This is a genomic window from Ensifer sp. GW101-20A05 (genome assembly GCF_059424735.1).
Map to the genome: position 1 here is coordinate 380,613 of NZ_JBWKZT010000003.1, position 12,555 is coordinate 393,167.

The 12,555-nt window shown below is 62.6% G+C and carries 13 protein-coding genes; 7 read left to right on the forward strand and 6 right to left on the reverse strand.

Translation table 11 applies throughout. The features are described from left to right. Nucleotides 1–51: 51 nt before the first annotated feature. From AC070A_RS11065 to dapD, 3 genes are all read right to left on the reverse strand, one after another. Nucleotides 52–2,022, reverse strand: a complete 1,971-nt coding sequence (locus AC070A_RS11065; protein ID WP_057248040.1) for a DEAD/DEAH box helicase — start codon at nt 2,020–2,022, stop codon at nt 52–54. 251 nt (nt 2,023–2,273) lie between these two features. Beyond that, the gene (locus AC070A_RS11070; RefSeq protein ID WP_057248041.1) at nt 2,274–2,657 is read right to left on the reverse strand and encodes a DUF805 domain-containing protein; all 384 of its coding nucleotides are present in this window, start codon (nt 2,655–2,657) and stop codon (nt 2,274–2,276) included. Between the two features lie 4 nt (nt 2,658–2,661). Then, nucleotides 2,662–3,519 (reverse strand): 2,3,4,5-tetrahydropyridine-2,6-dicarboxylate N-succinyltransferase, encoded by an 858-nt coding sequence (dapD, locus tag AC070A_RS11075; RefSeq protein ID WP_057248042.1) that lies wholly within the window; start codon nt 3,517–3,519, stop codon nt 2,662–2,664. Between the two features lie 367 nt (nt 3,520–3,886). On the opposite strand from dapD, the gene AC070A_RS11080 reads away from it, so the two are divergent. Then, the gene (locus AC070A_RS11080) at nt 3,887–4,786 is read left to right on the forward strand and encodes an LOG family protein (RefSeq protein ID WP_057248043.1); all 900 of its coding nucleotides are present in this window, start codon (nt 3,887–3,889) and stop codon (nt 4,784–4,786) included. A 104-nt stretch (nt 4,787–4,890) separates the two neighbouring features. Here AC070A_RS11080 and AC070A_RS11085 read toward each other — a convergent pair whose 3' ends face one another. Both AC070A_RS11085 and AC070A_RS11090 read right to left on the reverse strand, forming a co-directional pair. Beyond that, nucleotides 4,891–5,412, reverse strand: coding sequence for an EF-hand domain-containing protein (locus AC070A_RS11085; RefSeq protein WP_162261268.1), 522 nt, complete (start codon nt 5,410–5,412; stop codon nt 4,891–4,893). A gap of 127 nt (nt 5,413–5,539) precedes the next feature. Continuing rightward, nucleotides 5,540–6,253 (reverse strand): pyrimidine 5'-nucleotidase, encoded by a 714-nt coding sequence (locus AC070A_RS11090; RefSeq protein ID WP_082615700.1) that lies wholly within the window; start codon nt 6,251–6,253, stop codon nt 5,540–5,542. 156 nt (nt 6,254–6,409) lie between these two features. On the opposite strand from AC070A_RS11090, the gene AC070A_RS11095 reads away from it, so the two are divergent. The 4 genes from AC070A_RS11095 (at nt 6,410) to AC070A_RS11110 (ending at nt 10,093) form a co-directional block, all read left to right on the forward strand. Beyond that, a complete protein-coding gene (locus AC070A_RS11095) occupies nt 6,410–7,201 on the forward strand; it encodes a sterol desaturase family protein (protein WP_057248045.1) in 792 nt (263 codons plus the stop codon). Between the two features lie 57 nt (nt 7,202–7,258). Beyond that, nucleotides 7,259–8,173 carry an EamA family transporter gene (locus AC070A_RS11100; RefSeq protein ID WP_057248046.1) on the forward strand — a complete coding sequence of 305 codons (915 nt, stop codon included), beginning with the start codon at nt 7,259–7,261 and terminating at the stop codon, nt 8,171–8,173. A 76-nt stretch (nt 8,174–8,249) separates the two neighbouring features. Further along, the gene (locus AC070A_RS11105; protein ID WP_057248047.1) at nt 8,250–9,329 is read left to right on the forward strand and encodes a bifunctional transcriptional activator/DNA repair enzyme AdaA; all 1,080 of its coding nucleotides are present in this window, start codon (nt 8,250–8,252) and stop codon (nt 9,327–9,329) included. After that, nucleotides 9,326–10,093, forward strand: a complete 768-nt coding sequence (locus tag AC070A_RS11110) for an isocitrate lyase/PEP mutase family protein (RefSeq protein WP_057248048.1) — start codon at nt 9,326–9,328, stop codon at nt 10,091–10,093. Before AC070A_RS11105 ends, AC070A_RS11110 begins: the two co-directional genes overlap by 4 nt. Nucleotides 10,094–10,181: 88 nt before the next feature. On the opposite strand, the gene argB is transcribed toward AC070A_RS11110, so the two are convergent. Continuing rightward, the gene (gene argB / locus AC070A_RS11115; protein ID WP_058323632.1) at nt 10,182–11,069 is read right to left on the reverse strand and encodes an acetylglutamate kinase; all 888 of its coding nucleotides are present in this window, start codon (nt 11,067–11,069) and stop codon (nt 10,182–10,184) included. Between the two features lie 157 nt (nt 11,070–11,226). Between argB and AC070A_RS11120 the strand changes: the two genes are divergently transcribed. Continuing rightward, nucleotides 11,227–11,766, forward strand: coding sequence for a sigma-70 family RNA polymerase sigma factor (locus AC070A_RS11120; RefSeq protein WP_057248050.1), 540 nt, complete (start codon nt 11,227–11,229; stop codon nt 11,764–11,766). Next, a complete protein-coding gene (locus AC070A_RS11125; RefSeq protein WP_057248051.1) occupies nt 11,763–12,485 on the forward strand; it encodes an anti-sigma factor in 723 nt (240 codons plus the stop codon). The genes AC070A_RS11120 and AC070A_RS11125 overlap by 4 nt, the downstream gene beginning before the upstream one ends. The last annotated feature ends 70 nt before the right edge of the window (nt 12,486–12,555 follow it).

A 12,555-nucleotide genomic window follows, 5' to 3' on the forward strand; every position in this document is an offset into this window, starting at 1 on the left:
CGATCCGATCGCGGCGCTTTTTAATTGACTGAGAACTCTGCCGGTGTCGGCTTAGCCCTGGCGGTTCTTGGCGTTGCCCTTGGGCTTGGTTTTGGGCTTGAAGCCGCCGTCCTTGCTGGCGTCCGGCTTGCCCTTCTTCTTGTTGTTCCAGGGCTTGTCGGCACCCTTGGCCGGCGGCCGGTCCTCGGTATGGGCCGGTCCATCGGAATAGGCGGCCTTCTTTTCGAACTTCCGCTTCGGCTTGAAGTCGCCGCGATCATCGCTCCGCACAGCATCGTCGGAATAGGGGCGCTTCTTGGCAAAGCCCGGCTTGTCCTTGGAGAAGTTTGGTTTGTCCTTGGAGTAACTCGGCTTTTCCTGACGCTGCTGCGAAAGGTCAGGCGCGCCAGCGAGCGGCTTCACCCGAATGCCTTTCTCCAGCATCTTGTCCTTGCCGATGGCCGACAGGAACCGTTCGGCACCCTCGGAGGTCATCTCGACGAAGGTTTCCTCCTGCTGCATGCGGATCGCGCCGATGTCGCGCTTCGTCAGCTTGCCGTGGCGGCAGAGCATCGGGATCAGCCAGCGCGGCTCGGCGCTCTGCTTGCGGCCGACCGAAAGCGAGAACCAGCTGCCGTCGCTGAAGTCCGCCCGTTCGGCGCCGAAGTCCTCGCGCGGTGCACGGTCATCGCGCGGTGCGCGTTCGTCGCGGCGCGGCTTGGCGCCGACAGTAACTTCGATCAGGTCTTCCGGGGCTGAGCGTCCCGAGCGGAACTGGCGCACAAAGGCAGCGGCCATCTGTTCAGCACCGTGGCGTTCGATGAGCGCTGCGACGATCGCCTCCTCGTCCTCGCGGATCGGCTCGGCAAAGCTGGTGTCGGCAAGCAGGCGCTCGTCGTCACGCTGGCTGACCTCGTCGGCCGACGGTGGCCGCGCCCATGTCGCGGTGATCCGTCCGCCGTCGAGCAAGCGCTCGGCCTTGCGGCGCTGGTTGACCGGCACGATCAGCGCGCTCACCCCCTTCTGGCCGGCGCGTCCGGTTCGGCCGCTGCGGTGCAGCAGCGTTTCCGAGTTGGTCGGCAGGTCGGCGTGGATGACCAGTTCGAGGCCCGGCAGGTCGATGCCGCGGGCGGCGACGTCGGTGGCGATGCAGACACGGGCGCGGCCGTCGCGCATGGCCTGCAGCGCGTGGGTGCGTTCGTTCTGGCTGAGTTCGCCCGAGAGCGCCACCACCGAGAAGCCGCGGTTGTTGAAGCGGGCGGTCAGGTGGTTGACCGCGGCGCGGGTCGAACAGAAGACGATCGCGTTTCTGGCCTCATAGTAGCGCAGCACGTTGATGATCGCGTTCTCGCGATCGTTCGGCGCCACCGTCAGGGCGCGATATTCGATGTCGACATGCTGCTTCTGTTCGGAAGCGGTGCTGATGCGCACGGCGTCGCGCTGGTAGTTCTTGGCAAGCGTCGCGATCGATTTCGGCACGGTTGCCGAGAACATCAGCGTGCGGCGGTCATCGGGGGATTCCTCGAGAATGAATTCGAGGTCCTCGCGGAAGCCGAGGTCGAGCATCTCGTCGGCCTCGTCGAGCACGATGGCGCGCAGCGAGGAAATGTCGAGCGAGTTGCGGCGGATATGGTCGCAAAGACGTCCGGGCGTGCCGACGACGATGTGCGCGCCGCGTTCCAGCGCCCGCTTCTCGGTACGCATGTCCATACCGCCAACACAGGAAGCGATGGTCGCGCCGGTTTGTTCGTAGAGCCATTCGAGCTCGCGCTTCACCTGCAGCGCCAATTCGCGCGTCGGGGCGATCGCCAGCGCCAGCGGTGCGCCGGCCGGGCCGAAGCGGCGCTCGTCACCCAGCAGGGTCGGCGCGAGCGCAAGGCCGAAGGCGACCGTCTTGCCGGAACCGGTCTGCGCCGAGACCAGCGCGTCCCTGTCGGCGAGCTCCGGGTCGCGCATCGCCTTTTGAACCGGCGTCAATTCGTTGTAACCGCGTTTTGCCAACGCCTCGGCGATCGCAGGCGCGATCCCTTCGAATTCAGTCATATCGTGTCTTTCGGATTTCGGTCGTCATGCCCAGGACGATCGGATCGTCATTGGCGCGAATTGCCGTGGCCAGCACGTCGCGGGCCTGTCATGGCGCGCTACATACGCGCTCGCACGGTTCTTGTACAGGGGCGAAGGGTCCAGAGCGGGATGAGGAAAGGTGTGCACGGTTTTCCGCCCGTATCCCGCTCCAACTTACAGGAAACGATCCGTTTGTGATTTTGGGTCGATCCGATCCAAAATCATCGTGTCTAGATTCCCGGTTGGTCGCTGCGCGCGCCGAATTCGTTGGGTCCCGGCTCACCCGGCCACAGGCAAAGCGCGATGAAAACCACCGGGCTGAGGACGGGAATGAACAGACAGAGCGAGAGCGGTCCGGGATAGCCGATATCGTGCAGGCGCTTGATCGCCAGCATGGCGATCGAGGGCAGGGAGACGATCGCCGAGATGGCGAACGCCAGTGTCCAGAGGGCCAGCGCCGTCTCGTGTTCTTCGTTGGCAACCATCCTGGCGACGATGAAGCCGCCGATGAGGAACCAGAACAGCCAGGACAGGAAGAAGGGCAGGCGGCCGATGCGACCAGAGGGGCTGAAGAACAGCCAGGTCATGCTCGGCTGCGGCCCCTCCGGTGTCATCGCATCAGTCCCGCAGCAGTTCGTTGATGCCGGTCTTCGAGCGGGTCTTCTCGTCGACGCGCTTGACGATGACGGCGCAATAGAGGTTCGGTGCCGGCTGGCCGTTGCCCATGGTCGAGCCTGATGGCATCGAGCCTGCGACGACGACGGAATAGGGCGGCACTTCGCCATAGGTGATTTCGCCGGTGGCGCGGTCGACGATCTTGGTCGACTTGCCGATGAAGACGCCCATGCCGAGGACCGAGCCCTCGCGCACGATGCAGCCTTCGACGACTTCCGAGCGGGCGCCGATGAAGCAATTGTCCTCGATGATCGTCGGGCCGGCCTGCATCGGCTCCAGTACGCCGCCGATGCCGACGCCGCCAGAGAGATGCACGTGCTTGCCGATCTGGGCGCAGGAGCCCACGGTTGCCCAGGTATCGACCATCGTGCCTTCGCCGACATAGGCGCCGAGGTTGACGAAAGATGGCATCAGGATCGCGTTGGGGGCGATATAGGCCGAGCGGCGCACGACGCAGTTCGGTACGGCGCGGAAACCAGCCTTCTCGAATTCGTTGACGCTCCAGCCGTCGAACTTCGACGGTACCTTGTCCCACCAGACGGACTGGCCCGGTCCACCCTTGACGATTTCCATCGGGTTGAGGCGGAAGGAGAGCAGCACCGCCTTCTTCAGCCATTGATTGACCGTCCATACGCCATCCTCGCCGCGCTGGGCAACGCGGACCTTGCCGCCGTCGAGCAGGTTCAGCGCCGTCTCCACGGCATCGCGCACTGCGCCGCGCGTTCCGGTGCTGACGGAATCGCGGTCTTCAAAGGCGGTCTCGATCGTCTGCGACAGGGAGGTGAGGTCGTGGTTCGTCATCGGAATTCCTTAAAGTTCGGCGGTTATCCTGCGAAAGCTCTACTGCATAATTTCTCAAATCGGAATCGATTTAAGGACAAAAATACGCAGCAGATCTAGGTGCTGCAGCGATCTTGACACGTCTTGGCGGACGTGTGGCGCTGTAGAAGCCGGTCCTGAAAAGTTGAAGGGCTTTTCAGGCCGATGCGCTTGCCCGGGGTTGGCAAATCCGGGCGATTCCTGCACTACAGCGCCGCGCACCCGTTCGGGACGCGCAAGGGGCGCGCAGCGCAGTGGTGCGCTTGCAACCTTCATGACCGAGGATTGAGGATAGGACGCGTCTGGCCGAGATGCCGATTGTCCGGAACGCGACGAGAAAGACGACACGATGGCACGCATGAAGAAGCGCGCACTGCGCCGCAAGGACGGGGTCTGGGATCCACTGGCCGACAGCTCGCAGAGCCGGCAGCGAGCGCAGACGGTCCCGATCACGCCGCAATCGGCATCGCCCTCCTATCGCCTCGCCTATATCGACGACGATTTCCTTTGCCGCGAGGAACTGCGCCCGGTCCGTCTGCAGCTCGAACTCATGAAGACCGAGATGATGCTGGAAGAACGCGGCATCAATTCCACCATAGTGATGTTCGGCGGTGCCCGCATTCCCGAGCCCGGCGGTGATGCCTGGGCGGCAAAGAACGAGACCCAGCGCAAGAACCTCGAGGCGGCCTCGGTCTATTACGAGGAAGCGCGCAAGTTCGCGCGGCTCTGCTCCGAGCATTCGGCCAAGCTGCACCACAAGGAATATGTGGTCGTCACCGGCGGCGGACCTGGCGTGATGGAGGCGGGCAACCGCGGCGCCCACGATGTCGGTGCACCGTCGATCGGCCTCAACATCGTGCTGCCGCATGAGCAGGCGCCGAACCGCTTCGTGACGCCGGAACTGTCGTTCAACTTCCACTACTTCGCCATCCGCAAGATGCACTTCCTCTTGCGTGCCAAGGCCGTCACCGTCTTCCCCGGTGGCTTCGGCACGCTCGACGAGCTCTTTGAAACGATGACGCTGATGCAGACCGGACGTCTGGCGCTGGTGCCGCTCATTCTCTTCGGCGAAAAGTTCTGGCGTTCGATCGTCAACTTCGAGGCGCTTGCCGAGTTTGGCACGATCGCACCCAATGACATCGATCTGGTACACTTTGTCGAAACGGCGGACGAAGCCTGGGAGATCATTGCCCGCTTCTACGAAACCGTCGATCCGAAGTCGGTGCCGATGGCGAACGGGCGGCGCTAGGCGCGGCGTTCAATAATGCACATAGCCCCTTGCGCGGGTTGCAAGGGGCTATGGGTCAGGCAGGAGCCTCTCCACCGGGCGGTGGAAAGAGGGGGATGCTCCCGTCAGATCTTCTTGGTGAAGTCGGCTGCGTCGATGACACCGTCACCGTTCTTGTCTCGCCGCTTGAACATGGTCTCGGCGGCGCTCGAAACTTCGCTCGCGCTGAGCGAGCCATTGCCATCGGTGTCGATGCGTTTGAAGGCCTTCGGCCTGAGACCCGGCAGCATCGTTGGGCGAACTTCCTTGACCTTGGCAAGGGCCGCTTCGCGCTCGGTGCCAGTCTTGTCCTTGGCCTCTTTCCAGGCCTTGCGTGCCTCGCGGAAGGCTTCGCGTTTGGCCTTCATCTCATCGGCGCTGATCTGGCCATCGCCATTGGTGTCGAAGGTTTTGAAGTTGTCGGAGATCCGCGCCTGGAACTCGGCGAGCGAAACCTTCTGGTCCTTGTCGGTGTCGAGCCGCTGGATCATGCGCTCGCCCCGTTGCTCGGGCGTCATCTTTTCGCGCGCGGCAAAAGAGGGGCCGGCCATGCCGGTGACGGCGACTGAGAGCGCGGTCACGGTAAGGATCAGGATCTTGTTCGGCATCATGCTTCCTTTCGATCGGGTTGTCCCTGATCGAAAGGATAGCCGGTGAAGCGCGCCGTTCCAGTTAAACTTTCGTAATTTAAGTCATTGGCCAGAAAGAGGTTTTTTGCCGGCCAAATTGTGTCGGTCAGAGATCGGACAGGACGTGGCGCAGGAAGCCGGTGAGGTCCTCCGTCACGTAGTCGATCTGCTCGTCGGTATCGTTCGACTTCTCCCAGGATTCGGCGAACGTATATTCGAGGTTGTGCGGCACCAGCAGCACCGTCTTCATGCCGAGCGCCTTCGGCACCAGGAGGTTGCGCGGCAGGTCCTCGAACATCACGGCGTTCCGGGTGTCGACCCGGTGCAGGCTCATGAACTTGTCATAGGTCTCACCAGCCGGCTTCGGCACGAAATCGGCGGCAACGATGTCGAAGATGTCGTCGAAATGGTCGAGGATCCCGAGCGCTCGCGCCGTCATCTGCGCATGCGCGACACTGCCGTTGGTGAAGATGAACTTGCGGCCTGGAAGCGACTTGATGGCTTCGCCGAGTGCCGGATCCGGCGGCACGATCGAGTAGTCGATCGCATGCGCCTGCTCGAGGAACTCGTTCGGGTCGATGCCGTGGTGGATCATCAAACCTTTGAGCGTCGTGCCGTGGTCGCGGTAGTAGTCTTTCTGCAGCTTCTTCGCATCGGCCGGGTCCAGCGACAAAAGCTTCGCCACATAGGCCGTCATGTTGCGGTCGATTTGCGCAAACAGGTTGACGTGGTGCGGATAGAGCGTGTTGTCGAGGTCGAAGACCCAGTCGGTGACATGGGCGAAGTCGGATTGGTTCGGCAGGCGGTTGAGCTTTTTCATGACCGCCTTATGACATGGGGAAAGGTGGCGGCAAATGAGAAAAATGCAAATCGCTGCTCGGGCCGCAATGCTGGCGCATAGAATTCCACTTTGAATTGTCAAACCGGCGTGGCATCTTCCGGCGCGCGGTTTTGGCTCGGGGGAATGTAGGTGCCAATGTCGGACGAACTGTTCTATCTGCTGTTTCTGTTCGGATTCTATTCGTTCACTGTCGGGACCTATTTCGCGCTCGGTTACGGCATCACTTGGCTCAACGAGCGCAATCCCGAGCGAAAGATCCAGAAGGGACGCGGCTCCGACAAGCGGCGCAAAGCCGAGATCCGCCAGAGCCTGGCATCGATGTTCAGCGCCTGCCTGCCGCTGACGATCGGCCTCTATGCGCAGCAGAAAGGCTGGGCGCCGGCACCCTGGGATTTCAGCTGGTGGTGGGCGGTGCCGTTCTTCGTGCTCAGCATGATCCTCTACGATGCCTGGTTCTATTTCATGCACCGGCTGCTGCACACCAAGTGGCTCTATCCGCTGCATGCCCTGCATCATAAAAGCGTCGCGCCGACGATCTGGAGCACCTATTCGGAAGATGTCTTTGACAACTTCCTGCTTCAGAGCTTTTCCGCCGTCGTCGTTTTCGTCGTGCCGTTTCCGCCAGTGATCCTCATCGGGCATAGGCTGTTCGAGCATTTCAATGGCATGATCGGGCATTGCGGCTTCGAGTATTTCGCCACGTCGACGGCCCGTTATCCGTCTCCCCTGTTGTGCACGACGTTCCATGACCAGCACCATTCAGGCTTCAAATACAATTACGCCAACTATTTCTCGTTCTGGGATCGTGTGCTCGGCACGCTCGCACCCAACTACGATCAGCGCGTGAAGACGTTTGAGGACGAGGCGCCGCGGATCGCGATCAATCCGTCCGTTGTGCTCGCCGAGGCTCAGGAAAAGGCGGACTGAAACGCTGGAGCGCGCGGGGCCTTGGCAATGCCGGGAGCCGCGTGCTAGCTCGCAGCCATGGAAACCTGGGTCCTCATCACCGTCGCTGCGGCATTCCTTCAGAACGTCCGCTCGGCCATGCAGAAACACCTGAAAGGCGTCATGGGCACGACGGGCGCGACCTTCGTGCGCTTCGGCTTCGGCCTGCCTTTCGCCTTTCTCTATCTGTTTCTGCTCTGGCAGGTGGCCGGTCGTCCGCTTCCAGTGCCGAATGGCACGTTCTTCCTCTGGGCTATTATCGGCGGGCTGGCGCAGATTGCTGCGACCTTCCTGCTCGTCCACCTCTTCTCGTTCCGCAACTTTGCTGTCGGCACTGCCTATTCCCGCACCGAGCCGGCGCAGGCGGCGGTGTTTGGCCTTATCTTCCTCGGCGAAAAGGCGAGCCAGGGAACCCTGGTGGCAATCGCCATCTCGGTCGTCGGCGTGATGCTGATCTCGGTGGCGCGCACGACACTCAGCCCACGCACGCTCGTGACCTCGGTGTTCAGTCGCACGGCCGGCATCGGTCTGCTGTCAGGTACGTTCTTCGGTCTTTCGGCCGTTTCCTATCGTTCGGCCTCACTGGCGCTCGCGCCGAGCCTTCCGGCGCCCGACTACATCATGCAGGCGAGCTATACGCTCGGATTCGTCATCCTGCTGCAGACCGTGGTCATGCTGATCTGGATCGTGCTTCGCGAGCGTGACGAGCTGCCACGCATCGCCGCCGCCTGGAAGCCCGCCTTCGTCGTCGGCTTCGTCGGCGCATCCGCCTCCTTCGGCTGGTTCATGGCGATGACGCTGCAGCAGGCCGCTGTCGTCAAGGTCGTGGCGCAGGTGGAAATGCTCTTCACCTTCGCCTCGTCCTTCTTCATCTTCCGCGAATGGATCAACCGGCTCGAACTTTTCGGCTGCCTGCTGATCGTGCTCGGCGTGGTGATGCTCGTACTGATCTGAAAACGCGTGCTGATCTGAAAAAATAGGCGCCCGAAAACCGGCGCCTTCGCGCATGCGGGCGTGGTAGAACGCCTGCATGTTGTTCGATCTTCCCTCCGATGAAACGCTCTACGACGCGCTGATCGCGCGAAGCACCGAATACGAAGGTGCTGCCTTCGTTTGCGTCAAGACGACAGGCGTCTTCTGCCGCCTGTCTTGCCCCGCCCGCAAACCGAAGCGCGAGAACACGATCTTCGTGGGCTCTATCGGGACCTGCCTGGAGACGGGTTTCCGTCCATGCCAGCGCTGCCGGCCGCTCGCGACGTTCGGCGCCAAGGACCCGCTCGTCGAGGACCTGCTGCAGGCGCTGGAAGCGGCACCGGAACGGCGCTGGAGTGAGGACGATATCGTTCGCCGTGGCCTCGATCCCTCGACGGTGCGGCGCGCTTTCAAGCGCAGCCTCGGTATCACCTTCCTCGATCTCGCGCGGCACCGTCGCCTGGGGCTCGCCGCCCGCCAGCTTGCCGACGGCGGCCGGGTGATCGATGCCCAGCTCGAAGCCGGATATGAATCGCCAAGCGGCTTTCGCGCTGCGTTCCAGCGGCTGCTCGGCGACGCACCGGCGGCAGCGCAGGGGAGGGCCCTGCTTTTCTCCGACTGGATCGAAACGCCGCTCGGGCCCATGGTCGCCGTTGCCGATGCCACGCATCTGCATCTGCTCGAGTTCCACGACCGCAAGGCGCTGCCGACCGAACTGGAGAAACTGAAGAAAGGGACACGCTCGGCCATTGTATCAGGCAGAACGGGGCCGATCGACGAGATCGAAAGCGAGCTCAACGCCTATTTCGCGGGCAAAACGGGCGCTTTCGAAACGCCGCTCGCACCGGGCGGAACGGCCTTCGAACGCAACGTTTGGGCGCAGCTTGCCAAAATTCCCGTCGGCGAAACGCGATCCTATGGTGACATTGCCCGCGAGGTCGATACGATCCAGGCCGCGCGTGCCGTGGCCAAGGCCAACGGTTCCAACCGGATCGCGATTGTCATCCCCTGCCACCGTTGTATCGGCTCGGACGGTTCACTGACGGGGTATGGCGGCGGGCTCTGGCGGAAGCAATGGCTGCTCCGGCACGAAGGAAAACTGAAACCCAAGGGATTGTTCGTGGAGGAAATGCAATGAGCCAGAAGGAAAAGGCGCTCGCCTTTGCTGCCCTGCATCGGAAGGGCGACCCGGTGGTGCTCTATAATATCTGGGACGCCGGCAGCGCCAAGGCCGTGGCCGAAGCCGGTGCCAAGGCTCTTGCCACCGGAAGCTGGTCGGTGGCGGCCGCCCATGGTTTCGGCGATGGCGAGAAGGTGCCGATGGCGTGGCTCGCCGATGTCTCGCGGCTGATCGTGGCTTCGACGGAGCTGCCCGTCACCGTTGACTTCGAAGGCGCCTATTCCGACGATCCGGCGACGGGTGCCGCCAATGTCTCGCGCATTCTCGATGTCGGTGCCATCGGCATCAATTTCGAGGACCAGGTGGTCGGCAAGGGCGGCGTGCATGCGGTCGACAAGCAGGCGGCACGCATCCGCGCCATTCGCGAGATGGCCGATAGGCGCGGCATACCGTTGTTCATCAATGCCCGCACCGACCTGTTCCTGCAGGAGAGCGATGAGACGCGACACGGCGGCCTCGTCGACGAGGCGATCGCGCGCGGCAAGGCCTTTGCCGAAGCGGGCGCCAACGGTTTCTTCGTTCCGTGGCTGGTCGACGAAGGGCTGATTGCCAAGGTCTGTGCTGCCTCCAGCCTGCCGGTCAACATCATGATGCGGCCGGCAGCGCCCGACGTGAAGACGCTTGCCCGCGCCGGCGTCGCGCGCATCAGCTATGGCCCGTTCCCCTACCGGGTGATGATGGAGAAGCTGAAAGCCGCAGCGACCGAGATCTACAAGGGCTGATCGGGCACCGCCCTCAAAAGGAAAGCGGGAGAAGGCCGATGCCGTCTCCCGCTTCTTTGTTTGATACGGTGTAGGTCGTTAAAGCCGATCAGGGCACGATCAGCGTGCCGGCTCCGCGCTCGGTGAAGATTTCGAGCAGCACCGAGTGGGCCGTCTTGCCGTTGAGGATGACGACGCCCTGGACGCCCGCCTTGATCGCCTCGATGCAGGTCTCGACCTTGGGGATCATGCCGCCGGAGATCGTGCCGTCGGCGATCAGCGCGCGGGCCTGGGAAACCGAGAGCTCCTTGATCAGGTTGCCCTGCTTGTCGAGAACGCCCGGAACATCCGTCAGGAACAGGAGGCGCGTGGCGTTCAGCGCGCCGGCGATGGCGCCGGCGAAGGTGTCGGCGTTGATGTTGTAGGTGTGGCCGTCGCGGCCGGGCGCCACCGGTGCGATGACCGGGATCATCTCCGACCGCGCGAGCAGGTCGATCAGCGTGCGGTCGACTTCGACCACTTCGCCGACGAAGCCGAGATCGAGGACGCGTTCGATGTTGCTATCCGGATCCTTGATGGTCTTGCGCGCCTTTTCGGCGAAGACCATGTTGCCGTCCTTGCCGCAAAGGCCGATCGCCCATTCGCCCGTCTGGTTGATCAGCGCGACGATCTCCTTGTTGATCGAGCCGGCCAGCACCATCTCGACGATCTCGACCGTCTTCTCGTCGGTGACGCGCAGACCGCCCTCGAACTTCGATTCGATGCCCATCTTCGTCAGCATCGCGCCGATCTGCGGGCCGCCGCCGTGCACGACGATCGGGTTGACGCCTGACTGCTTCAGAAGCGCGATGTCGCTGGCAAAGGCGCGGCCGAGCTCGCTGTTGCCCATGGCATGGCCGCCATATTTGACGACGATCGTCTTATTTTCGTAGCGCTGCATATAGGGCAGGGCCTGGGTGAGCAGGCGTGCCTGGATTTCACTTTCATTGGCGGACATGGCGGACCCTCGAAAAATACCGGCTGCTGTTTAGCGCAAGTTCCGGACCGATGGAATGATCGGCGAGCAATATAAAGCCGGAATGACGGAGATGGCTGGTGCATTGTGATCCGCGCCCTATCTCTGTTTACGGACGAGATTTTGGGGCGCACGCTGAATGATCGAGGAGGATGTAGCCGAGTTGCTTGGTCGCGTCTCGCTTGGCGATCGCGACGCCTTCGCCGAACTCTACCGGCAGACGAGCCCGAAACTCTTCGGCATCTGCCTTCGTATCCTCGGAAATCGGGGTGAAGCGGAAGAAGCGCTGCAGGAAATCTACGTCAAGATCTGGCAGCGGGCTGACCGATTTTCCCAAGGACAGGCGGCGGCGACGTCCTGGCTGGCGGCCGTTGCACGCAATCAGGCGATCGACGTCGTCAGGGCGCGAAAACCGGCCGCCAACGCGATTGACGAAGCCTACGATTTGGCTGATCCTGCTGCCGATCCGGAAAAATCGGCGGTCGTCAGAGCAGAGGGCAGGCGGATCGATGCCTGCATGGAGGAGCTTGAAAAGGACCGCGCGGAGGCGGTTCGGCGTGCCTATGTCGAAGGTCTGAGTTACCAGGAACTGGCGGATACCTTCGCTGTGCCGCTGAACACGATGCGGACTTGGTTGAGGCGCAGCCTCATGAAGTTGCGAGAGTGTATGGAGCGATGACGACACCAACCCCAGAGGGCCGAGACTTCCGCCGCGACGAGGTGATCGCCGGCGAATATGTGCTTGGCGTGTTGTCTGCTGACGACCGACGCAAGGTCGAGGCCCGTCTTGCCTCCGATCGCAACTTCGCCGCCATGGTCGACCGCTGGCAGAGCAATCTCTCCTCCTTCGACGAGGCCTATGACGCGGTGGTGCCCCCACCCAGGAGCTTTTCGGCAATCGAGCGGCGGCTCTTCGAAACGGCGCGGCCCGAGCCGGTCACGCCGCGCCGCGGGCTGTGGAACTCACTGGCCCTTTGGCGGAGCCTGGCACTGGCTTCGCTCGCCGCTGTCATGGTCATGGGCGCTTCGCTCGCCAGCCTGTTCGAAGCGCCTTCGGCCGGCACCTCGCTCGTCGCGGAACTCGCCGGCAAAGGTACTGCCATCGATCTCGTCGCCCACTTCGATCGGGCATCGGGGCGGCTGAAGGTAACGCCGGTTGCAGCAAGGCAGGCGGAGCAGAAATCGCTTGAGCTCTGGCTCATCAATGGCAGCAATCCGGCGATCTCGCTCGGCGTGCTGCCGCAGTCCGGCGAAGGCGAGATCGCCGTTCCATCGGCCTTCCGGTCGAGAATTTCGACCGGCTCGGTTCTTGCGGTCAGCGTCGAGCCGCTGGGCGGGTCGCCGACCGGATCGGCGACCGGGCCGATCATCGCGCTCGGCAAGGCGCGAAACCTCTAATCCGCCATAGAGCAAGAATTCCCATTTTCTATCAGATAGATACGTTTCAGGAAAATTCCTGAAACTCTTT

Coding starts and splice junctions, on each gene's coding strand:
- AC070A_RS11100 (WP_057248046.1), top strand. CDS start 7,259: ATGGAAACCTGGGTCCTCATCACCGTCGCTGCGGCATTCCTTCAGAAC.
- argB (WP_058323632.1), bottom strand. CDS start 11,069: ATGTCCGCCAATGAAAGTGAAATCCAGGCACGCCTGCTCACCCAGGCC.
- AC070A_RS11070 (WP_057248041.1), bottom strand. CDS start 2,657: ATGACACCGGAGGGGCCGCAGCCGAGCATGACCTGGCTGTTCTTCAGC.
- AC070A_RS11085 (WP_162261268.1), bottom strand. CDS start 5,412: ATGCCGAACAAGATCCTGATCCTTACCGTGACCGCGCTCTCAGTCGCC.
- AC070A_RS11125 (WP_057248051.1), top strand. CDS start 11,763: ATGACGACACCAACCCCAGAGGGCCGAGACTTCCGCCGCGACGAGGTG.
- AC070A_RS11065 (WP_057248040.1), bottom strand. CDS start 2,022: ATGACTGAATTCGAAGGGATCGCGCCTGCGATCGCCGAGGCGTTGGCA.
- AC070A_RS11105 (WP_057248047.1), top strand. CDS start 8,250: ATGTTGTTCGATCTTCCCTCCGATGAAACGCTCTACGACGCGCTGATC.
- AC070A_RS11120 (WP_057248050.1), top strand. CDS start 11,227: ATGATCGAGGAGGATGTAGCCGAGTTGCTTGGTCGCGTCTCGCTTGGC.
- AC070A_RS11080 (WP_057248043.1), top strand. CDS start 3,887: ATGGCACGCATGAAGAAGCGCGCACTGCGCCGCAAGGACGGGGTCTGG.
- AC070A_RS11110 (WP_057248048.1), top strand. CDS start 9,326: ATGAGCCAGAAGGAAAAGGCGCTCGCCTTTGCTGCCCTGCATCGGAAG.
- AC070A_RS11095 (WP_057248045.1), top strand. CDS start 6,410: ATGTCGGACGAACTGTTCTATCTGCTGTTTCTGTTCGGATTCTATTCG.
- AC070A_RS11090 (WP_082615700.1), bottom strand. CDS start 6,253: ATGAAAAAGCTCAACCGCCTGCCGAACCAATCCGACTTCGCCCATGTC.
- dapD (WP_057248042.1), bottom strand. CDS start 3,519: ATGACGAACCACGACCTCACCTCCCTGTCGCAGACGATCGAGACCGCC.